The sequence below is a fragment of the Shinella sp. genome (assembly GCF_052438155.1).
GTDB lineage: Bacteria > Pseudomonadota > Alphaproteobacteria > Rhizobiales > Rhizobiaceae > Shinella.
This window is the reverse complement of sequence record NZ_JBQVPI010000002.1, coordinates 32,901-52,735: the sequence shown is the minus strand read 5'-3', so window position 1 is coordinate 52,735 and position 19,835 is coordinate 32,901. Positions and strand designations below refer to the sequence as shown.

General features: G+C 62.6%; 16 protein-coding genes. 9 read left to right on the top strand and 7 right to left on the bottom strand.

Annotation, left to right across the window (positions count from 1 at the left end; all coding sequences use genetic code 11):
* Positions 1 to 51: 51 nt before the first annotated feature.
* The 4 genes from ACT6VE_RS04880 (at position 52) to ACT6VE_RS04865 (ending at position 7,428) form a co-directional block, all read left to right on the top strand.
* Positions 52 to 3,336 carry a c-type cytochrome gene (locus tag ACT6VE_RS04880; RefSeq protein WP_444797503.1) on the top strand — a complete coding sequence of 1,095 codons (3,285 nt, stop codon included), beginning with the start codon at positions 52 to 54 and terminating at the stop codon, positions 3,334 to 3,336.
* A 65-nt stretch (positions 3,337 to 3,401) separates the two neighbouring features.
* Complete coding sequence (locus tag ACT6VE_RS04875; RefSeq protein WP_444797502.1) at positions 3,402 to 4,295, top strand: OmpA family protein; 894 nt, start codon at positions 3,402 to 3,404, stop codon at positions 4,293 to 4,295.
* On the top strand, positions 4,295 to 5,881 hold the full coding sequence (locus ACT6VE_RS04870; RefSeq protein ID WP_444797501.1) for a caspase family protein: 1,587 nt from the start codon (positions 4,295 to 4,297) through the stop codon (positions 5,879 to 5,881). The genes ACT6VE_RS04875 and ACT6VE_RS04870 overlap by 1 nt, the downstream gene beginning before the upstream one ends.
* Positions 5,881 to 7,428, top strand: coding sequence for a caspase family protein (locus ACT6VE_RS04865; RefSeq protein WP_444797500.1), 1,548 nt, complete (start codon positions 5,881 to 5,883; stop codon positions 7,426 to 7,428). Before ACT6VE_RS04870 ends, ACT6VE_RS04865 begins: the two co-directional genes overlap by 1 nt.
* A 36-nt stretch (positions 7,429 to 7,464) precedes the next feature.
* Here the strand turns inward: ACT6VE_RS04865 and ACT6VE_RS04860 are convergent, their stop codons facing one another.
* The 6 genes from ACT6VE_RS04860 to ACT6VE_RS04835 are packed head-to-tail and all read right to left on the bottom strand — an operon-like array spanning position 7,465 to position 13,237.
* A complete protein-coding gene (locus ACT6VE_RS04860; RefSeq protein ID WP_444797499.1) occupies positions 7,465 to 8,688 on the bottom strand; it encodes a molybdopterin molybdotransferase MoeA in 1,224 nt (407 codons plus the stop codon).
* The gene (gene moaC / locus ACT6VE_RS04855; RefSeq protein ID WP_444797498.1) at positions 8,688 to 9,182 is read right to left on the bottom strand and encodes a cyclic pyranopterin monophosphate synthase MoaC; all 495 of its coding nucleotides are present in this window, start codon (positions 9,180 to 9,182) and stop codon (positions 8,688 to 8,690) included. Before moaC ends, ACT6VE_RS04860 begins: the two co-directional genes overlap by 1 nt.
* A complete protein-coding gene (trpC, locus tag ACT6VE_RS04850) occupies positions 9,182 to 9,997 on the bottom strand; it encodes an indole-3-glycerol phosphate synthase TrpC (protein WP_444797497.1) in 816 nt (271 codons plus the stop codon). Before trpC ends, moaC begins: the two co-directional genes overlap by 1 nt.
* Before the next feature lie 8 nt (positions 9,998 to 10,005).
* Positions 10,006 to 11,028, bottom strand: a complete 1,023-nt coding sequence (trpD, locus tag ACT6VE_RS04845; protein ID WP_444797496.1) for an anthranilate phosphoribosyltransferase — start codon at positions 11,026 to 11,028, stop codon at positions 10,006 to 10,008.
* A gap of 16 nt (positions 11,029 to 11,044) precedes the next feature.
* Positions 11,045 to 12,934 carry a SurA N-terminal domain-containing protein gene (locus ACT6VE_RS04840; RefSeq protein WP_444797495.1) on the bottom strand — a complete coding sequence of 630 codons (1,890 nt, stop codon included), beginning with the start codon at positions 12,932 to 12,934 and terminating at the stop codon, positions 11,045 to 11,047.
* A gap of 3 nt (positions 12,935 to 12,937) precedes the next feature.
* A complete protein-coding gene (locus tag ACT6VE_RS04835) occupies positions 12,938 to 13,237 on the bottom strand; it encodes a hypothetical protein (protein ID WP_444797494.1) in 300 nt (99 codons plus the stop codon).
* Here ACT6VE_RS04835 and ACT6VE_RS04830 point away from each other — a divergent pair.
* The 5 genes from ACT6VE_RS04830 (at position 13,218) to ACT6VE_RS04810 (ending at position 19,526) form a co-directional block, all read left to right on the top strand.
* Positions 13,218 to 14,867, top strand: coding sequence for a Na/Pi cotransporter family protein (locus ACT6VE_RS04830; protein WP_444797493.1), 1,650 nt, complete (start codon positions 13,218 to 13,220; stop codon positions 14,865 to 14,867). The genes ACT6VE_RS04835 and ACT6VE_RS04830 overlap by 20 nt on opposite strands.
* A gap of 80 nt (positions 14,868 to 14,947) precedes the next feature.
* Positions 14,948 to 16,327 (top strand): bifunctional UDP-N-acetylglucosamine diphosphorylase/glucosamine-1-phosphate N-acetyltransferase GlmU, encoded by a 1,380-nt coding sequence (glmU, locus tag ACT6VE_RS04825; RefSeq protein ID WP_444797492.1) that lies wholly within the window; start codon positions 14,948 to 14,950, stop codon positions 16,325 to 16,327.
* 138 nt (positions 16,328 to 16,465) lie between these two features.
* Positions 16,466 to 18,292 carry a glutamine--fructose-6-phosphate transaminase (isomerizing) gene (gene glmS / locus ACT6VE_RS04820; RefSeq protein WP_444797491.1) on the top strand — a complete coding sequence of 609 codons (1,827 nt, stop codon included), beginning with the start codon at positions 16,466 to 16,468 and terminating at the stop codon, positions 18,290 to 18,292.
* Positions 18,289 to 18,783 carry a GNAT family N-acetyltransferase gene (locus ACT6VE_RS04815; protein ID WP_444797490.1) on the top strand — a complete coding sequence of 165 codons (495 nt, stop codon included), beginning with the start codon at positions 18,289 to 18,291 and terminating at the stop codon, positions 18,781 to 18,783. The genes glmS and ACT6VE_RS04815 overlap by 4 nt, the downstream gene beginning before the upstream one ends.
* A gap of 35 nt (positions 18,784 to 18,818) precedes the next feature.
* The gene (locus tag ACT6VE_RS04810; protein ID WP_444797489.1) at positions 18,819 to 19,526 is read left to right on the top strand and encodes a DUF502 domain-containing protein; all 708 of its coding nucleotides are present in this window, start codon (positions 18,819 to 18,821) and stop codon (positions 19,524 to 19,526) included.
* Between the two features lie 39 nt (positions 19,527 to 19,565).
* On the opposite strand, the gene ACT6VE_RS04805 is transcribed toward ACT6VE_RS04810, so the two are convergent.
* Entirely contained in the window at positions 19,566 to 19,781 is a 216-nt protein-coding gene (locus tag ACT6VE_RS04805) for a hypothetical protein (protein ID WP_444797488.1), read from the bottom strand.
* Positions 19,782 to 19,835 lie beyond the last annotated feature (54 nt).

The following is a 19,835-nucleotide window of genomic DNA, read 5'->3' as shown; positions in this document are numbered from 1 at the left end:
AGATTGAATTTCCAGCCGGTCCGCCGGCCTCTTGGAGCGAGGGAACAAGCCATGCGCATGTTCAAGACATCATTTTCCCGCCGGCGCTCGGGCATTGCCGCAACGCTTGGCCTTGCCATGCTGGCCGTCTGTCCCACCGGGGCATTGGCGATCGACCAGTTCGCACCGGATGCCTTCGGCACCTACCAGCCGAATGTCGACAACGGCAAGATCATGTTCGGCGCCGCCGGCTGCGGCGCCTGCCACGGTTCGGGCGACAATACCGAGCTGTTGTCCGGCGGCATGGAAATGCAGACGGCGATCGGCAAATTCTTCGCGCCGAACATCTCCGCCCATCCGAACGGTATTGGCGGCTGGTCGAATGCGGAATTCCTGAACGCCGTGATGGTCGGCCTCGACAAGGAAGGCAACAACCTCTACCCGGTCATGCCCTATACGTCCTATGGCGGCATGAAGCCGGAGGATGTGCTGGATATCAAAGCCTATATCGATACGCTGCCGCAGTCGGACGCCGCCTCGCACGAGCATGAGATTGCCTTCCCGTTCAACCGGCAGACCACGCTGACGCTCTGGAAGCGCAGCCATTTCACCGTGCAGGCCTACCAGCCGCGCGAGGAAACGCAGATGGAGCGCGGCCGCTATCTCATCGAAAATGTCGGCGGCTGCGGCGATTGCCATACGCCGCGCACCACCACTTACGGCCTTGATCTCGCCCGCGCCTATGAAGGCGAAAAAGGTCTGACCGGCGCCGTCGCGCCGGATATCACCAAGGCGCGCATGAGCGGCCTTGCCTCGCATGAAGTCTTCACCAAGGGACTGATCGACGAGGGCAAGAAGCTCTCCGGTTCGCCGCTGTCCGATCCGGTCATGCGCCGGATCGCGCAGGGCCTTTCGGCGCTGTCCGATGAGGACAAGCAGGCGATGTACGCCTTTCTCGCCGATCGCGAGGTGAAGGTAACCCCCGTCGAGACTAGCCCCACGCCGGTCTGCAGCGAAGCGACGGCCGAAAGCGCGCTCGGCGCCGCCGGCGGCAGTGCGGAATTTGCCTCGGCCGCCGACGCCTTCATCGGCAAATATTGCCGCAATTGCCATGGCCCAGGAGAAAGCTCGCAAGGTTCGTTCCCATCGGGCGACCTTGCCTCGATTGCTTCCAACCCGGCCTTCGTGACACCCGGCGACGCTGCTAAGTCGCTGCTCTACACCAGCGTCACCAGCGGCCGGATGCCGCTCGGCAAACGCCCGGACGATGCCGAAGTGCAGGGCCTTGCCAACTGGATCAATTCGCTGAACCAGTCGGATATTCCGACGGCGGTCTCCGCAACACAGACAAAGCGCTCTCGGCCGATGCTGAAATATCTCGATTTCGTCGAGCTGGCGCTGCGCGATATTTCGAAGGTGGACGAGCATGACCAGCCGTTCATGCGCTATTTCAGCTATCGCGACCAGTACAACGGCATGATGAGCTGCGAGACGCACGAAACCTTCCTGAAGCGCATGCGGGTGTTGGCGGGTGGCTTCAAAAAGCTGCTGAACTCGCTGTCCTACGGGCCTGAGCTGGTGTTTCCCGAAGAAGTGGAGGGCTCCGACGGCCTGCTCGTTCGCGTCGACCTGCGCGACCTCGAATGGAGCCAGGAAGACTACGACTTCCTGATCAACGAGTATTTCTATGGCGTGGACCCGGCGAGCGATGCCCAGTTGCACTCGCTTGCCAAGGCGACGCAGTCACAGCTTCCCATCATGCGCGTCGACTGGTTCATGAGCAACGGCGCTCGGCCGAAGGTCTACAACCGCCTCATGAAGCTGCCGACCAATATTGCGGAGCTTGAAAAGCGCTTCCAGGTGCCTGTCGAGCAAAACATCGAGCGCCGCCGCATCGTTCGTGCCGGCTTTGCCGACGGTTCGTCAGGCGTATCCGACCATAACCGCATGCTGGAACGGCACGACATGCCGTTTGGCGGCTACTACTGGAAGTCCTATGACTTCGCAGGCGACGTCGGCAAGCAGGTGCTGAAGCGCTTCCCGGCAGGCCCCGAAGGTGTTCGCCTGAAGGCCGGTCTCGTCGCCTTCGATCATGACGGTGGCGAAATGATCTTCTCGCTTCCGAACGGCATGCAGGGCTACTATCTCTCGACCGACAAGGGCGACCAGCTCGACATCGGCCCGACGGCGATCGTCTCCTTCCGCAAGCGGCCGATCGGCAAGGGCGTCGAGATCATCAATGCCCGCTCGTGCTTCGACTGCCACTTCGACGGCATTCTCTCCAAGCGCGACCAGCTTCGCGAGCATATCGAAACCTCCACGCTGTTCTCCAAGGACCAGCAGGACGAGCTGCTCGCCGTCTATGTGCCGCAGGAGGAGTTGAACGAGGTCTACAAGCGCGACACGGATCGTTTCGTCGCCGCGCTCGACCGTCTCGGCATCACGGAACCAACATCCGGCGGGGGCAAGACTGGCCTGAAGGCGCCTGGCGGGGCGGAAATCTTTACCTACTTCGCTGACCAGTATGAGGACGAGTTGAACTTCGAACAGCTGGCTGCCGAGTTCGACATGACGCCGGAGGAATTCTCTTCCGACATCCGCCGCCTCACCGACGTGAATGCACTGCGTGTCGGCATCGACTGGGTTGCGACGCTCGAATCCGGCGCCACGATCCCGCGCACCGAGGTGGAGGAACAGTATGCCTTCATGCTGGAACCGCTGCTGCAGCTCCAGCCGCTGAAGCGCGGCGTCAATCCGGACGTTGCCGCCAACACTACCGGCGATGCCGCCTACACCAAGCCGGCCGTGGACAACACCGGCTATCAGCAGCCGGAGCAGAAGCAGGAGCAGGCAACGGGTGGCGAGCAGTATCCGGTCAACAACACCTACGTCACACCGGCCTACAAGCAGGACGACAAGGCGCAGGCTGAAAAGGTCAAGCTTGCCCTGCATGTCCCATCGACAAGTGCGAAGGTGGGGGACTACCTGAGCTTCGAGCTCAGCACCAACCACGCCTGCGAGCTTCAGGTGATGTATGTGGAGGACACCGGCAATGTGGAGATCATTCCGGACGTCATGATCGGCAGCACTACGCTGAACGTCGGCGAACGCCGCTTGATCCCGCAACCGGGCACAGGCAACCTGACCTTCGATTCGCCGTCGCCCGGCGAAACGATGATCGCCTACTGCAAGATCGGCGGCCTCGGCGACCAGAAGCTGACGGCCGAGCAGGCCAAGCAGCTATCCGTCGGCTCAAAGCAGCCGACCACCCGCGGCATTGCGGTCAACCTCGCCAAGCAGGCGGAGCAGGACAATGGCGCGGCCGGTCTCCAGATGGTGACTTTCGAGATAAAGTGACAAGCCGGGCAGGGGCCTTCAGGCCCCTGCCCATTCCGACCACGAGGACAAGGGCTGGACTGACAATGCTGATGCGATCCCTGGCAGCGACACTCTTCTTACTGGCTGGAGCTGCGCCGGCCGCAGCGGCCTGCGATGCCTTCACCGGCGTCATCGAGGCGTTCAATGCCGGCGACGAGCAGAAGGCACGCGCCCTTGCAGAAACCGCCGGTACGGCCAATTGCAGCGCAAACGAACGCACGCTGGTCGGTCGCATTGCAGCTCTCACGGCCTTCAACCGCATCTCGAGTGCGGTGGGCAATGGCGGCAAGCTGTCCGATCATCAGCAGGAACTGGAAAACCTCCAGCGGCAATATGGCGGTCCCTGGCAGGTTTTCGATGCGCTGGGCGATCTTGCCCGCGAGCGCAAGGATTACGAGCAGGCGGCACGGTTCTACCAGATTGCACTGGAAGACGGATCGAACGAGACGCTGACGCCGGACTGGATGGCGCCAGACGAACAGTACATCCTGCGCCTCGACAAGATGGCCAGCGAAATGCGGCTTGCCGCACCCCGCCCGGTGAAACTTGCCATGCGTGGCGGGTGCAAGGTTTCGTTCCGCGGCGTGACGATCAAGAAGAAGTCGACGCCTATACGATACATCTTCGGCACGGCGGATTTTGCGCCGGAGGGTATCGAGGCGGCGAAGGATCTGGCCGAGTGCCTGAAGACCGTCAAACCCGGTTCGATCACGCTGATCGGCCACACCGACCCCGTCGGCTCCGCTGATGCGAACTACAAGCTCTCGCTTGCGCGCGCCGAAACGCTGAAGACCTACCTCTATTCGGCCGGCTATGCCGGTACGATCACCACCGAGGGCAAGGGCGAGGACCAGCCCTTCAAGCCGGACGATGCCAGCGCCTATGATACGGAGACGCTGAACCAGTTGCACCGCCGCGTGGAAGTGGATGTGCAATAATGATGAAGACGCTGCCCCGCCTCCTGGCCCTTTCTCTTGCCGTCGCGCTGCCAGCGCCGGTTTTCGCGGCGCAGACCTATGCGCTCGTCGTCGGCGTTGACCAATATCCGAACGATGTCAGTCTCGACGGCGCGGTGCGGGACGCGGAAGACGTCTATCGTTCGATGAGTGCGGCGGGCTTCACAGCCACCAAGTTCACCAACGAGCAGGCGCGCAAGGACGATATCCGCAAGGCCTGGACCGACATGGTGGCGCAGGCCGCCGCCGGTGATACGATCATCTTCACTTACGCTGGCCACGGTGCGCAGATGCCCGAGCTTGTCGCCGGCGATGAGGCCGATGGCCTCGACGAGTTTCTCCAGCTGCCGGGTTTTGACCGCAACCGTCATGAAGAAACGTCCAACGAGATCATCGTCGACAACGAGATGAACGCCTGGTTTGCCGAGGCCGAGAGCAAGGGCGTGCATGTGCTTTTCGTCTCGGATAGCTGCTTTTCCGGCGGCATGAGCCGGTCGATCAAGGGCAAGAGCCGCCTGGCACCGGCGGTCAAGGTCAAGCTTGCGCCGCCCTCGCAGGAGGCGATCGCCGGGGCCAATCTCAAGGAAGTCAGCTTCAAGCAGGTGACGGTGCTGGCTGCCTCGCTGGAAAGCCAGCCGACGCCGGAGGTCATCATCGACGGCGAGCCGCGTGGCGCGTTGAGCTGGAGTTTTGCCCGCGCCTTGGAAGGCAGCGCCGACCGCGACGGCAATGGCATCATCACCCGCATTGAGCTTGAAGACTATGTCTTCAGCAATGTGAAGAACCGCTCGGAAGCGCTGCAAGTGCCGAACTTCACGCCGCAGGTGGCGCGTTCGGATGGCGAGGTCGTCGTAACCCTGACGCGCGGCATCCCGGTCGAGGGAAGCGATACCACGACAACAGACACCACGGACACCAATGACGGCGGCGCGGCCGACACTGGCAGGGTCATCAAAACGGCGCAGGATCTCGGCTGGACGGGCAATATCGCCCTTCAGATCGACGGAACGGCCGACAAGCCGAACAATACCGACGGCACCGGAACACCCTATCACTGGGATGTGGCGACCGGCGTCTTCTACACGCCGAACGGCGATGTCGCGGCCGAAAGTGTCGGCGCGGACCGTATCCAGGCGGTGGTGGACAAATATGTGCTGCTCGACTTCCTGAAAGCCATGGCAAGCCAGAATCCCGGCTCCGTCTCGCTGACGCCCACCAAGGATATCTACGCGGCCGGTGATCGCCTGCGCTTCGACGCCCCCCCCGGCCGCTATCCGAACATGCTTGTCTTCAACCTTGCCAATACGGGCGAGGTGCAGTTCCTCGACATGCAGGCGGCGGGCACGAACAGCTCCGAATTCAAGCTGACGGATCTGGAGGTCGTCAAACCCTTTGGCGCCGACCATCTCATCACGATCTGGACCGCCGAGCCGGTCGATGCCATCGGCGCGGCGCTGGCCGACAAGAACGTGACCGCCGAAGCCGTGCTGCAGGCCCTCACGACCCGTCTCGACGGCAAAGAGGCCAGTGTCGCCATTCAACCACTCTACACGCGGGAAACGCTCTGATGATCCGTTACGCCGCCGCTCTTCTCCTGTCGCTCAGCCTGTTTTCCGGCGCGGAGGCCGCCGATCGGGCGCTCCTGATCGGCATCGGCACCTATGCGTCCTTGCCGGAAAAAATGTTCCTTGAAGGGCCGAAGAACGATGTGCCGCTGATCGAAAAGCTGCTGAAGGAAAAGCAGGGCTATGCGGCAGACCAGATCCGGGTCCTGCTCGACAAGGATGCGAGCCGCGCGGCGATCCTCGCCAGCATCGACGAGTGGCTGGTCAACGGCACGCAGCCGGGCGACCGGGTCTATTTCTATTTCTCCGGTCACGGCCTTCAGGTGAAGGATGTGAGCGGTGACGAGGAGGACGGGCTGGACGAGGCGCTGTCGACCTATGACATTGTTGCCGGCGATGGCGACTGGTCGAATGTCATTCTGGACGACGAGATCGACGCGATGCTGGCGAAGTTGAAGGACCGCGCCGTGTCCATCGTCATCGACGCCTGCCATTCCGGTACGATTTCACGCTCGCTCTCGACGGATGTCGGTGAGGCGCTGGAAAGCGCGCGCTTCCTGCCGCGCCCCTTCGCGAAGCCCGCCGACGCGTTGAAGACGCGCGGCCTGCGCATCGATGTCGCCGTGGTCGACAAGCCGGAAATCGCCAAGCAGAACGGCGTGGAGGCGTGGAGTGCTGCCTCGTCCTATCAGGTTGCCTGGGATGATACGCGCCTGCCGCCGGAAGAACGGCACGGCGTTTTCACACTTTCCTATGTCAATGGCCACGAGATTTCCGCCGGCGACAGCAATGGCAATGGCATCATCTCGAATGCGGAACTGCTCGAATATGTGAAAAAGCAGTCGCAGACCTATTGCTCAGCGCAAACGCAGTGCCAGGGTCTCGATCCGCAGTTGGAGGTCAACTACGCCCTGCTCGGCGCCAGCGCCGTCACGCCGACCGCCGAGGGCGGACAGCAATACCAGCAGCCGCAGACCGGCGGCGAAACGCAGCAGAACCCCGACTATGGCAAGGTCGAGGAGGTCAAGGTCGAGAACACGCAGCAGACGGCCTATGTGGCCGCGGACCCGATGGATGCTGTTGGCGACATTCTCGGCAAGCCGCAGACGGGTGACGTCAAGGTATCGCTCTCCTCTGATCACCTGAAGGGCGGCGATGCCTTCAAGATTACCGTAACGAGCAGCACGGGCGGACATCTCATCCTCTACGATGTCGACAAGGACGGCAAGGCAACGCAGATTTTCCCGAACGAAGCGGCGCAGAAGATCACGCCGCTTACGCCGAACATGCCGCTTACCATTCCCGATGACTATTACGGCTTTGAATTCGAGGCCGATGGCCCAAGCGAAAACGTCCTGGTGGCGATCGTCGTCGCCGACGATGTGGACCTCACCAAGGTTGCGCCCAACGACTATGGCCTGACCAAGGAACTGGATGCCCGCACCACAATCGCCGAGATTGCCGGCACGCTGAAACAGACCTGGACGCGCGATACGGAAAACCGTGGCGTCAACTGGTCGCTTGGGCTGTTGAAATATACGGTCTATTGAGCGGGTGGGCCGCTGGGGCCACCCGCCAGCGCCGGCTCAGCCTTGCGGCTCGCGAATCAGCAGGATTTCGCAAGCAGCACCTTCCGGCACTGCCGGCGCATGCGGCGGACGGATGAGCAGGCCTTCCGATTCGGCGAAGACCTTCATCATCGAGGAATCTTGTTTCGCGAACGGCGTCACGCGATAGGCCCCGTCCGCGGCCAGATGGATGCGTGCACGCACATAATCCTGCCTCTGGTCATTCTCCTTGAGCGCGACAGCGGCAAGGGCCGGACGCTGCCGGTTTCTTACAGGCAGACGGGCGAGATGGCGGACAAGGGGTTCCAGGAAAAGCAGCGAGCAAACCAGGCTGGAGACGGGGTTGCCAGGCAGGCCGACAACATGGATGGCACCGAGGCGGCCGACCATCAACGGCTTTCCGGGGCGCATGGCGATGCGCCAGAAGTCGAGTTCCATGCCAGCTTCGCCAAGCACGGGCTGAACGAGATCGAAATCTCCGACGGACGCGCCGCCGAGCGTGACGAGCACGTCGATATCGAGCGACAGAGCGTTGCGCACGGCGTCGAGGATTGCCTGCTTGTCGTCACCAACGATGCCGAGGTCGATCACTTCCGCGCCGGCCTCACGCGCAAGGGCGGAGACGCCGTAGGTGTTGGAGGCGATGATCTGGCTGGCACCGGGCGGCGTGCCAGGCGGCACGAGTTCGTCGCCGGTGGCAAGCACGGCAATGCGCGGTCGGGCGTAGACGGTCAGTTGCGGATGATTCATCGCAGCGGCGACCGTCAGGCGACCGGCATCGAGCATATCGCCGGCCTTGAGCACGACGTCGCCTTCGGAAAAATCCTGGCCGCGGGGACGGATATGGCGGCCTTTCGGCGTGAGGAAGGTCGTGCGGATGCGGCCACCCTCCAGCACCTCGGCGTCTTCCTGCAGGAGCACGGTATCGGCGAAAGCGGGAAGCGGGGCGCCGGTGAAGATGCGCACGGCCTCGCCGGAACCAACGTCACCTTCGAAGGCGCGCCCGGCGGCGGACGTGCCAGCAACCTTCAGAACGGAGCCGAGTTCGGCAATGTCAGCATGGCGGACGGCATAGCCATCCATGGCGGAATTGTCGAAGGGAGGCTGGGTGAGCCGTGCCGCGATGTCTTCTGCGAGCACACGACCCTGGGCGTCATGCAGCGAAACCTGTTCCGTCCGAAGGGGTGGCCTTGCGCCGGAGAGCAGGCGATCGAGGGCATCGGTAACAGGAAGAAGGGACATCAGCTGTCTCTGCGTTTGTAATCGCCGGAGCGGCCGCCGGATTTTTCACGCAGCCGGACGCCGCCGATTTCCATCTCGCGGTCTGCGGCCTTTGCCATGTCGTAGATGGTGAGGCAGGCGACGCTGACGGCGGTCAGCGCCTCCATCTCGACGCCGGTGCGGCCGGTCAATTTCGCCATGGCCTCGATGCGCAGGCCGGGCAGGGCGCGGTCCTCGCGGATGTCCACTGCGACCTTCGTCAGCATCAGCGGATGGCAGAGCGGGATGAGGTTGGACGTCTGCTTGGCGGCCATGATGCCGGCAAGGCGCGCCGTGCCAATCACGTCGCCCTTCTTGGCGTCGCCCTTGAGGATGAGATCGAGCGTCGCCGGCGCCATGCGGATGAAACCCTCGGCGACGGCGATACGGACGGTCTCGGCCTTGTCGCCGACATCCACCATATTGGCTTCGCCGGAGGCATCGATATGGGTGAGCGTGTCAGCCGTCCCGGCCATCATTCCGCCGCCAGCATGCCGGCCGAGCCGGTGAGGAGTTCGCGCGTTGCGGCCGCCACGTCGTCCTTGCGCATCAGGCTTTCGCCGACGAGGAAGGTCGAAATGCCGACTTTGCCGAGGCGTTCGCAGTCCGCGTGGGTGAAGATGCCGCTTTCGCCGACGAGCAGCCGGTCATCCGGCACCATGCCGGCGAGCTTTTCCGAAACCGCAAGATCGACCTCGAAGGTGCGCAGGTTGCGGTTGTTGACGCCGACGAGCTTGGATTTCAGCTTCAGCGCGCGCTCCATCTCTTCTTCGTCATGCACTTCGATCAGCACGTCCATGCCGAGCGAGAAGGCCGAATCTTCCAGCATCTTCGCGGTGTCGTCGCTGAGCGAGGCCATGATGAGCAGGATGCAGTCCGCGCCCCAGGCGCGGGCTTCCAGCACCTGGTAGCTGTCGAACATGAAATCCTTGCGCAGCGCCGGCAGGGCGCAGGCTTCGCGGGCCGCGATCAAAAATTCCGGTGCGCCCTGGAAACTCGGCGTGTCGGTGAGCACGGAGAGGCAGGCGGCACCACCGGCCTCATAGGCCTTGGCGAGGGCCGGCGGATCGAAATCCGGCCGGATGAGCCCCTTCGAGGGACTGGCCTTCTTGATCTCGGCGATGAGGCCGAAGCGACTTTCTGCTTTTTTGTCCTTGAGGCTCGCGAAGAAACCGCGTGGCGGCGGCTGGTCGCGGATGCGGGCACGAAGTTCGGCGGGCGCGACGCGCGCCTTGGCGGCGGCGATCTCGTCCAGCTTGTAGGCTTCGATCTTCTTCAGAATATCAGTCATGGCCAATCCTACTCCGCCTGGCCTTCATTGGAAACCGCGACAAGGCGTTCCAGTGCGGCGCGGGCGCGGCCGCTTTCGAGCGCTTCCGTTGCCTGCACCATGCCGTCCATCAGGGTTTCCGCCTTGCCGGCTACGACAAGCGAGGCGGCGGCATTGGCAAGCGATATGTCACGGTAGGGCATGTGCGCGCCGCCGAGCACCGAAAGGAGGGCGGCGGCATTGTGCGCGCCGTCGCCACCGCGGATGTCGTCGAGTTTCACCTGCGGAAGGCCGAAATCGGCGGGTGTCAGTTCGAAGGTGCGGATCTTTCCGTCCTCGAGTGCGGCGACCTGCGTGGTGCCGGTCGTGGTGATCTCGTCGAGGCCTTCGCCGTGCACGACCCAGATGCTTTCCGATCCGAGGTCACGCATCACTTCGGCAATCGGCACCAGCCAATGCGGCGAGAAGACGCCGAGGAGTTGGCGCTTGACGCCGCCGGGATTGGAAAGGGGGCCAAGCAGGTTGAAGATGGTGCGCGTGCCGAGTTCGACGCGCGACGGGCCGACATGCTTCATTGCCGGGTGGTGCAACTGAGCGAACATGAAGCCGAGGCCGGCATCGTGCACGCAGCGCGCAATCTCGGCCGGGCCGATATCGAGCTTGACGCCGAGGCAGGAGAGGGCATCCGCTGTACCGGACTTGGAGCTGAGCGCGCGGTTGCCATGCTTGGCGACCGGCACGCCGGCGCCCGCGACAATGATCGCGGCGAGCGTCGAGATGTTGTATGTCCCGGCGCCATCACCACCGGTACCGACGATATCCATCGCATCCGCCGGCACGGTGACCGGCAGCATGCGGGCCCGCATCGAGCCGACGGCGCCGTAGATCTCGTCCACCGTCTCGCCGCGCACGCGCAGCGCCATCAGGAAGCCGCCGATCTGCGAGGGCGTGGCGGCGCCGGACATGATGATCTCGAAAGCGCCTCTCGCCTCCTCGCGGTCGAGAAGGTTTCCCGCCGCGACTTTGGCAATATAGGGTTTCAGGTCGGACATGGATTTCCCGTCTCCCTTACCGCGTGATGCTCTGTTCGGCGAGTGCGCGGTTGATCGAGACGCCGTAGGCCGTCTGCAGCGCGCTGACCATCTGGTCGAGAATGTCGTCGCCGCTGGCGCGGGCGACGGCAGCAATCTGCTGCTCGTCGTTGGAGAGCGCGTCGGTTGCGGTATCCGCGTTGGCTTCCGTGACCTTCAACAGGATCTGGCCTTCGCCATCAACGCCCGGCGTGTTGGCGACATGGCCGACCGGACCAGCAAAGGCGGCGGCAACGGCGGCCGGGCCGAGTACTGGATCCTGGGCGCCGCGACGCAGGCCGATCTTGTTTTCGACGGCAATGCCGAGTTCGCCGGCAATAGCGGCGAGGTCTCCGCCCTTGCTGACACGCTCGGCCAGTTCTCCTGCCTTCTTGGCAAGCGCCTGACGCTGCTGCTCGGCCGTCCAGTCGGCGACGACGCGGTCGCGCACTTCATCCAGCGTGCGGTCGCGATCCGGCACCACGTCAAGCACTTCGAACCAGGCATAGCCTTCGCGGCCGACATTGACCGGCTGGGTTTCCGTGCCGATTTCTGTCTTGAAGACTTCGCCGACAAGGGCGGCTTTTTCCGGCAGGCCGTTGATTTCTTCGCCCTTCTGGTCGTTGCCCTGGGCGTCGATTGCATCGATCGTCACAGCCTTCAGGTTGTTCTTGGCGGCAGCCTCGGCAAGGCTGAGGCCCTCGGCGCGGCTGTCCTCGATACGGTCATGCACGGCGAGAATGCCGTCGGCCGCTTCGGAGAGCGCCAGCTCGTTGCGCAGCTCTTCCTTCACCTCGTCGAAAGTCTTCAGCACTTCCGGGCGGATATTCGTGACGCGCAGGATGATCGGGCCGAAAGTGCCGTCGATGACCGGCGTCGTGCCGCCGTCCGTAGCGACGGCGAAAGCCGGCTCCGCAAATTTCTGGTCCGGTACGTTCGCCTTCGTGAAATCGCCGAGCAATACGTCGGCCGGGGTCTTGCCCTGTTCCGTGACGAGCGCGTCGAAGGTCGTGCCGGCGGCGAGTTTTGCGGCCGCGGCATCGGCGGCGGCGCGGTCGGCGAAGGTCAGCTGCTCGATCGTGCGGGTTGCCGGCGTGCGGTACTTTTCCTTGTTCTTCTCGTAGTCGGCCTGAAGCGCCTCGTCGGTAATGGCAGCCGTGTCCAGGATGTCCTTCGGCTCAAGCGCGAGATAGATGAACTTGCGGTATTCCGGTGCGCGATACTTTGCCTTGTTCTGTTCGAACCAGGGCGCGAGCACGTCGTCGCCCGGCGCCTTCACGGGATCGATATTGGCGTTGCTAAGCAGCAAGTAGTCGATGGTACGCGCTTCGTTGCGGTACTGGCGGAGCGCTTCGGTCAGCACGACCGGTGCCTTGTAGCCGTCGGAAACGGCTTCCACCACCTGGGTGCGGATCGCCACCTGGCTGCGGTTGTTGATATAATCGTTCTCGCGCAGGCCCGCATTGCGAAGCACGGACGAGAAGGCCAGGCGGTCGAACTGGCCGTTGACGCCGCGGAAGGCCGGGTCGTCGGCGATCAGCTGGGCGAGGCGGCCTTCGGAAAGACCGAGGTTCATGTCGCGCGAAAGCTGGTCGAGGGCGGCACCCGCAACGAGTTCGGCAAAAACCTGGTTCTCGATACCGAAGGCGCGAGCCTGTTCGGCATTGATCCGCATGCCGATGCGCTGCGACATCGTCGCGATCTGGCGCTCATAGGCCAAACGGAAGTCCGTCGGCGAAACCTTGACGTCGCCGACCGTGACGACGGAGCTGGACGTTGCCGTGACAAGCGAGCTCGAAACGCCCCAGACAGCGAAGGAACCGACCAGTACGATCAGCAGGGCTTTTGCCACCCAGGTCTGGGAGGAGCGTCTCAGGGCTTCGAGCATCGTCTAAATTTCCTCATGAACGCGGCCATGCGGCCGGAAATCGTCTCTTAAAGGAAAGTTCACGGGATTTGAAGTCCGCAACGTGTTTGCAATGCTGCGCAAAATCAACACTCTCACCCATGCGGTCTTTGTGTTGATTTCTTTTGCCGGCAAACCAATTTTTTTTGAAATTATTGGCAGATTTCCGACTAAATCCACTGTCATAATTTGAAAATTCATGATCGGATGCGTGATCACTGCCGTGAGTCCGTCGACGGCCGGGGTGTGGAGGAGAATAACAAAAGTGGAATCTACAATCGTCATGATCAACCTTTTCGGCGCGGTCGCGCTGCTCCTGTTCGGCCTAGCGCAGGTGAAGGACGGCATGACGCGGGCATTCGGTGTCAAATTGCGCTCCGGGCTGGCGCTCGGCACGCGCGGGCCGTTCCGCTCCTTTTTCGCCGGTTTCGTTGCGACGGTTGCGCTCCAGAGCTCCACGGCGACAGCCCTGATGATTGCCTCCTTCGTCGAGCGCAACCTGGTCCGCGCACGGATGGCGCAGATCGTGCTGCTTGGCGCCAATGTCGGCACGGCCGTCACCGCCTGGCTGGTCGCGACTGGCATCGAATCGATTTCGCCACTGGTCATCCTGGTCGGCGTCGTGCTCTACAAATCGAGCAGTTCCACGGCTCGGCAGGGCCTTGGCTCCGCACTTGTCGGTATCGGCCTGATGCTGCTCTCCCTGCATCTGCTCGGCTTCGCCACGGAGCCGATGCGCCAGTCGCCGGCGCTCGCCGCATTCCTGAAGCTGCTTGACGGTGCCTGGCCGGCGGCGCTTGCCTTTTCCACCGTGCTGGCCATCATCTCCTCGTCGAGCCTAGCTGTCGTCGTGCTCATCCTGTCGCTCGCATCCATGGGTATTCTGTCCCCGGCATTGACCGTCATCCTCGTGCTTGGCGCCAATCTCGGTGGTGCGGTCCCGCCCGTCATCGCGACGTTGAAGGCGGCGGCTTCGGCACGACGGGTCACGCTTGGCAATCTTCTGGCTCGCGGTGTCGGGTGTCTTGTCGTGCTTCCCTTCGCGGGACAGGTTGCCGAATTGCTGGCGCTGCTGCCGGTTCCGGCCGCAAAACTGCCGGTCGATGTGCATCTCGTCTTCAATATAGCCGTCGCTCTGGTACTCTGGCCGCTTTCCAGTCCCCTCTCGTGCCTTATGGAAAAGCTCGTTCCGGAGGAGGAACAGCCGGAAACGGGGCCGAAATATCTCGACGACGCTGCGCTCTCGACGCCGGTCATCGCGCTTTCCGGCGCGACCCGCGAAGTGCTGCGGGTCGGCGATATCATCGAATCCATGCTGATCAGCACCATGCGCGCTTTCAACGACAACAATCTCGCGCCGCTGAAAGATGTCGCCGAGCTGGAACGCCAGGTCGACGCCTTGCAGCAGGATGTGAAGATCTACCTTTCGCGGCTTGGCAGGCAGGGCGTGGGCGGCGAATCCGCAGCCCGCTCGATCGTCATCATCGACTATGCGATCAATCTCGAGCATGTCGGCGACATCATCGAAAAAGGTCTCCAGGAGCAGGTGCGCAAGAAGATCGTCAACGGCCTGAAATTTTCCGACGACGGCTACAAGGAACTTTCCAACCTCTTCAACCTGACGATCGAGAACCTGCGCATCGCCCAGACGATTTTCGTCACGCGTGATTCCGGTCTGGCACGCCAGCTGGTCGAGGTGAAGGTCGATGTGCGCCGCATGGAGAAACAATCCTCCGAGCGCCACCTCGAACGGCTGCGCGACGGCCGGCTGGACAGTCTCCAGACCAGCTCGCTGCATCTCGACATCCTGCGCGACCTGAAGCGGGTCAACGCCCATCTGGTGTCGGTCGCCTATCCGATCCTCGACGAAGGCGGGTTGCTGACGGAAAGCCGCCTGCGCAGCAGCGCAAATTGACCTGTTGCGAAATCCCTTTGTCTCTTCGGGTGGCTTTTTGCTAAGGAACGCCATCGATTTCGGGTGAACGAGGGATTCCCATGACTGCAGACCGGACGAAACGCAACTGCCTGGCCGTCATTCTGGCGGCCGGCGAAAGCACGCGTATGAAGTCGTCGCAGTCGAAAGTCCTGCATCCGGTCGGCAACCGGCCGATGATCGCCCATGTCGTCGATGCACTCGCCAAGGCCGGCATTTCCGATATCGCACTCGTATTGGGCCGTGACGCGGAAAAGGTCGAAGCGGCGGCGAAGAACGCTGCCGTCACAAGTTCCGTCCATATCCAGATGGAACGCCTCGGCACGGCACATGCGGTGCTCGCGGCCCGTGCGGCCATTGCCAGGGGCTATGACGACGTTCTCGTCGTCTTCGGCGATACACCGCTCATCACCGAAGCGCCGCTGATCGCCGCGCGCGATGGCCTTGCGGCCGGCGCCGACGTCGTCGTCATCGGCTTCGAGACTGCGGATCCGACCGGCTACGGCCGGCTGCTGGTGGAGAACGGCGAACTGCTGGCGATCCGCGAACACAAGGATGCGAGCGACGCCGAACGCGCCATCACCTATTGCAATGGCGGCCTGATGGCGATCGATGGTCGGAAGGCCCTCGACCTGATCGACCGGATCGGCAACAACAATGTGAAGGGTGAGTACTACCTCACGGACATCGTCGAGATCGTGCGGGCCGCAGGCGGGCGGGCGATCGCGGTCGAAGCGCCGGAGGAGGAACTGACCGGCTGCAACACGCGCGCCGAACTTGCCGTCATCGAGCGGCTCTGGCAGCAGCGTCGTCGGCACGAGATGATGATCGACGGCGTTTCCATGATCGCCCCGGAAACCGTCTTCCTGTCCTATGACACGGTGATCGGGCGGGATGTGACGATCGAGCCGAATGTCGTCTTCGGCCCGGGCGTGACCATCGAGAGTGGGACCGTCATTCATTCCTTCTCGCATATCGAGGGAGCCCATGTCGCGGCGGATGCGGAAGTCGGCCCCTATGCGCGGCTGCGGCCCGGTGCCAATCTCGGCGAGGGCGCGAAGGTCGGCAATTTCTGCGAAGTGAAGAAGGCGGATATCGGCGCAGGCGCCAAGGTCAACCACCTGACCTATATCGGTGACGCCGTCATCGGGGCCAAGACGAATATCGGCGCCGGAACCATCACCTGCAATTACGACGGCATCAACAAGCACATAACCCGGATCGGCGCCAACGCCTTCATCGGGTCGAATTCGTCGCTGGTGGCACCGGTGTCGATCGGCAATGGCGCTTATATCGCTTCAGGCAGCGTCGTCACCGAAGATGTACCGGATGATGCGGTCGCCTTCGGCCGCGCCCGGCAGGAAAACAAGCCCGGACGGGCCGCTGTCATCCGCGAGCGCAACCAGGCGATCAAGGATGCAAAGAAGAAGGCGGCCGAATAGCCGGCCCGTCTCTCCCGTTACAGCACGTGTTGCACATTAATGCATGCAATCGAAAGTGAGCATGGACGTGTTGCGCTGCAGTAAAAAATCTCTACGAAAAGAACCAAATCAAAACCATTCGAAAGAGCGGAGCGGCTTATGTGCGGAATTGTCGGGATCGTTGGAAACCAGCCTGTTGCAGCTCGGCTCGTCGATGCCCTGAAACGCCTCGAATACCGGGGATATGATTCCGCGGGTGTGGCCACCATCGTCAACGGCAAGCTCGAGCGACGGCGCGCCGAAGGCAAGCTCGTCAATCTGGAGAAGCGGTTGGGGGAAGAGCCGCTGGCCGGCGTCATCGGCATTGCCCACACGCGTTGGGCAACGCACGGTGCACCGACGGAGCAGAATGCGCATCCGCATTTCGTCGACGGCGTCGCTGTCGTCCATAACGGCATCATCGAGAATTTTTCCGAGCTGAAAGATGAGTTGGCGGCTGAAGGTGCGACCTTCGTGACGCAGACGGACACCGAGGTCGTCGCACAGCTCGTCGCAAAATACCTCCGGCAGGGCCTCGGCCGTCGCGAGGCAATGCATGCCATGCTGCGCCGCGTCACGGGTGCCTATGCGCTTGCAGTCATTTTCGAAGACGACCCGTCGACCATCATGGCAGCCCGTAACGGCCCGCCGCTCGCTGTCGGCTACGGCAAGGGCGAGATGTTCCTCGGCTCCGACGCAATCGCGCTTGCGCCATTCACCAACGATATCAGCTATCTCGTCGATGGCGACTGGGCGGTGATGGGGCGCGAGGGCGTGCACATCTTCGATCTTGACGGCAACCGCGTCGAGCGCCCGCGACAGATATCCTCGGCCGCTGCCTACCTCGTCGACAAGGGCAATCACCGCCACTTCATGGAAAAGGAAATCCATGAACAGCCGGAGGCGGTTTCTCACGCTCTCGCTCACTATGTCGATTTCCTGAACCACACGGTTCGCCCCGTTGCCGCGGATATCGATTTCGCCAAGGTGCCGAGCCTTGCGATCTCGGCATGCGGCACGGCCTATCTCGCGGGCCTCGTCGGCAAATACTGGTTCGAGCGCTATGCCCGCCTGCCGGTCGAAATCGACGTTGCCTCGGAGTTTCGCTACCGCGAAATTCCGCTGAATCCTGCCTCGGCAGCCCTCTTCATTTCCCAGTCCGGCGAGACCGCCGACACGCTGGCTTCGTTGCGTTATTGCAAGGAACACGGCCTGAAGATCGGCGCCGTGGTCAACACGAAGGAATCGACGATCGCTCGTGAATCGGATGCGGTCTTCCCGATCCTCGCCGGCCCGGAAATCGGCGTTGCCTCGACAAAGGCCTTCACCTGCCAGTTGACGGTGCTGGCGGCGCTGGCGATCGGCGCGGGCAGGGCGCGCGGCACGATCACCGAGGCGGAAGAGAAGGACCTCGTTCGCTACCTCGCCGAGATGCCCCGCATCATGGCAAGCGTGCTGAACACCATCCAGCCGTCGATCGAGCAGCTTGCCCGCGAACTCACCAAGTTCAAGGACGTGCTCTATCTCGGCCGCGGCACCAGCTATCCGCTGGCGATGGAAGGCGCACTGAAGCTCAAGGAAATCTCCTACATCCACGCGGAAGGCTACGCCGCCGGCGAGTTGAAGCATGGGCCGATCGCGCTGATCGATGAAAACATGCCGGTCATCGTCATTGCGCCGCATGACCGTTTCTTCGACAAGACCGTCTCGAACATGCAGGAAGTGGCCGCCCGCGGTGGCCGGATCATCTTCATCACCGACGAGAAGGGTGCGGCGGCCTCGAAGCTGGAAACCATGGCGACGATCGTTCTGCCGAATGTCGACGAGATCATCGCGCCGATGATCTACTCGCTGCCGATCCAGCTTCTGGCCTATCATACGGCCGTCTTCATGGGCACGGATGTCGACCAGCCGCGTAATCTTGCCAAGTCCGTCACGGTCGAATGATCGTCCGCCCCGAGCAGCCGGCCGATATCGACGCCATCCGCACCCTGACGGAAACGGCGTTCCGGACGGCGCCGCATGCCGACGGCACGGAGCACGTCATCATCGACCGCCTGCGGGCGGCCGGTGTCCTGACGCTGTCGCTTGTGGCGGAGGTCGACGGTGTGATTGTCGGACACGTCGCCTTCTCGCCGGTTTCGGTCTCCGATGGTAGCGCTGACTGGTACGGTCTCGGCCCGATTTCCGTCGATCCGGCCCGGCAGGGCGAGGGAATCGGCAGCAGGCTGGTGCGTGAGGGGCTTCAGCACCTGAAGGCTCTGGGCGCGGCCGGTTGCGTGCTGCTTGGTGATCCCGCCTATTATGGCCGCTTCGGCTTTGAGGCCGATCCGAAACTCACGCTGGACGGGGTGCCGCCAGAGTATTTCATGCGTGTGGCGTTTTCGCCGGTTTACGGCGGGGGAACCGTTTCCTATCATCCGGGTTTCTACGGCTGAGCGGCCTCCCACGCTCGCCTCACGCTGGATATCCGATGACCGACCTCCTTCCGAGACAGTCGCCTGCCATGCGGCTGCGTAACAATTTCCTGACCGGCCTCGTCATCTGCGCGCCGATCGCCATCACCATATGGCTGACCTGGACCTTCATCCGCTGGGCCGACAGTTGGGTGAAACCCTATATTCCGGCGCAGTATAACCCGGAAAGCTATCTCCAGTTCGCCATTCCCGGCTTCGGCCTGCTGACCGCCCTCGTGCTGATCACGCTGGTCGGCTTTCTCGGCAAGAACCTCATCGGCCGTACTGTCGTCCAGTTCGGTGATTCGCTGTTCAACCGCACGCCGCTGGTGCGCACGGTGCACAAAAGCCTCAAGCAGATTTTTGAGACGGTGTTGAAGGACAAGGGCACGTCGTTCAACAAGGCGGCGATGATTGAATATCCGGGGCCGGGCCTGTGGGCGATCGTTTTCGTGGCGACCGATGCGCGCGGCGAGATCGCTTCGAAATTCAAGGCGATGGGCAAGGACATGGTCGCCTGCTTCCTGCCGCCGACGCCGTTTCCGACGGCGGGCTTCCTCGTCTATGTGCCGCGGGAGAAGCTCATGCTGCTCGACATGAGCGCCGAGGATGCCGCCAAGCTCATCATCTCTGTTGGCCTCGTCACGCCGCCGGAAAAGACGTTGCAACTGCTGGAGAGCGAAGAACAGCGCAAGGCAAAGGCGAAAGCCAAGAAAAAGAACTGATGAGAGGCAAGCCGCCCCGACAGGGACGGCTCGAACGGCTTACTTTGAAGCCGACGCGTCTTTTTGGTCGTCCAGAAGGATCTGGTCCGCTTCTGCCGGCAGACGGGATTGTTTTTCCGTGGTGACGACGCTTGCCGTCGTAATCGTCTTGTCGACGTCTGCGGCCGCATTGATCTTGCTGTGGCCTGCACAGTCCGCAAAGGCTGCGGATGCCGAAAGGCCAATCGTGGCTGCGACTATGAGAACTGTCTTCATGGCATTTCTCCTTCTTCGCTGAGGCTTACTCAGTATGCCTTCACGCGCCAGATC

Excerpts from the sequence above, each read along its gene's own strand:
- ACT6VE_RS04880 (WP_444797503.1), top strand. The coding sequence starts at position 52 with ATGCGCATGTTCAAGACATCATTTTCCCGCCGGCGCTCGGGCATTGCC.
- ACT6VE_RS04875 (WP_444797502.1), top strand. The coding sequence starts at position 3,402 with ATGCTGATGCGATCCCTGGCAGCGACACTCTTCTTACTGGCTGGAGCT.
- ACT6VE_RS04870 (WP_444797501.1), top strand. The coding sequence starts at position 4,295 with ATGATGAAGACGCTGCCCCGCCTCCTGGCCCTTTCTCTTGCCGTCGCG.
- ACT6VE_RS04865 (WP_444797500.1), top strand. The coding sequence starts at position 5,881 with ATGATCCGTTACGCCGCCGCTCTTCTCCTGTCGCTCAGCCTGTTTTCC.
- ACT6VE_RS04860 (WP_444797499.1), bottom strand. The coding sequence starts at position 8,688 with ATGTCCCTTCTTCCTGTTACCGATGCCCTCGATCGCCTGCTCTCCGGC.
- moaC (WP_444797498.1), bottom strand. The coding sequence starts at position 9,182 with ATGGCCGGGACGGCTGACACGCTCACCCATATCGATGCCTCCGGCGAA.
- trpC (WP_444797497.1), bottom strand. The coding sequence starts at position 9,997 with ATGACTGATATTCTGAAGAAGATCGAAGCCTACAAGCTGGACGAGATC.
- trpD (WP_444797496.1), bottom strand. The coding sequence starts at position 11,028 with ATGTCCGACCTGAAACCCTATATTGCCAAAGTCGCGGCGGGAAACCTT.
- ACT6VE_RS04840 (WP_444797495.1), bottom strand. The coding sequence starts at position 12,934 with ATGCTCGAAGCCCTGAGACGCTCCTCCCAGACCTGGGTGGCAAAAGCC.
- ACT6VE_RS04835 (WP_444797494.1), bottom strand. The coding sequence starts at position 13,237 with ATGACGATTGTAGATTCCACTTTTGTTATTCTCCTCCACACCCCGGCC.
- glmU (WP_444797492.1), top strand. The coding sequence starts at position 14,948 with ATGACTGCAGACCGGACGAAACGCAACTGCCTGGCCGTCATTCTGGCG.
- glmS (WP_444797491.1), top strand. The coding sequence starts at position 16,466 with ATGTGCGGAATTGTCGGGATCGTTGGAAACCAGCCTGTTGCAGCTCGG.
- ACT6VE_RS04815 (WP_444797490.1), top strand. The coding sequence starts at position 18,289 with ATGATCGTCCGCCCCGAGCAGCCGGCCGATATCGACGCCATCCGCACC.
- ACT6VE_RS04810 (WP_444797489.1), top strand. The coding sequence starts at position 18,819 with ATGACCGACCTCCTTCCGAGACAGTCGCCTGCCATGCGGCTGCGTAAC.
- ACT6VE_RS04805 (WP_444797488.1), bottom strand. The coding sequence starts at position 19,781 with ATGAAGACAGTTCTCATAGTCGCAGCCACGATTGGCCTTTCGGCATCC.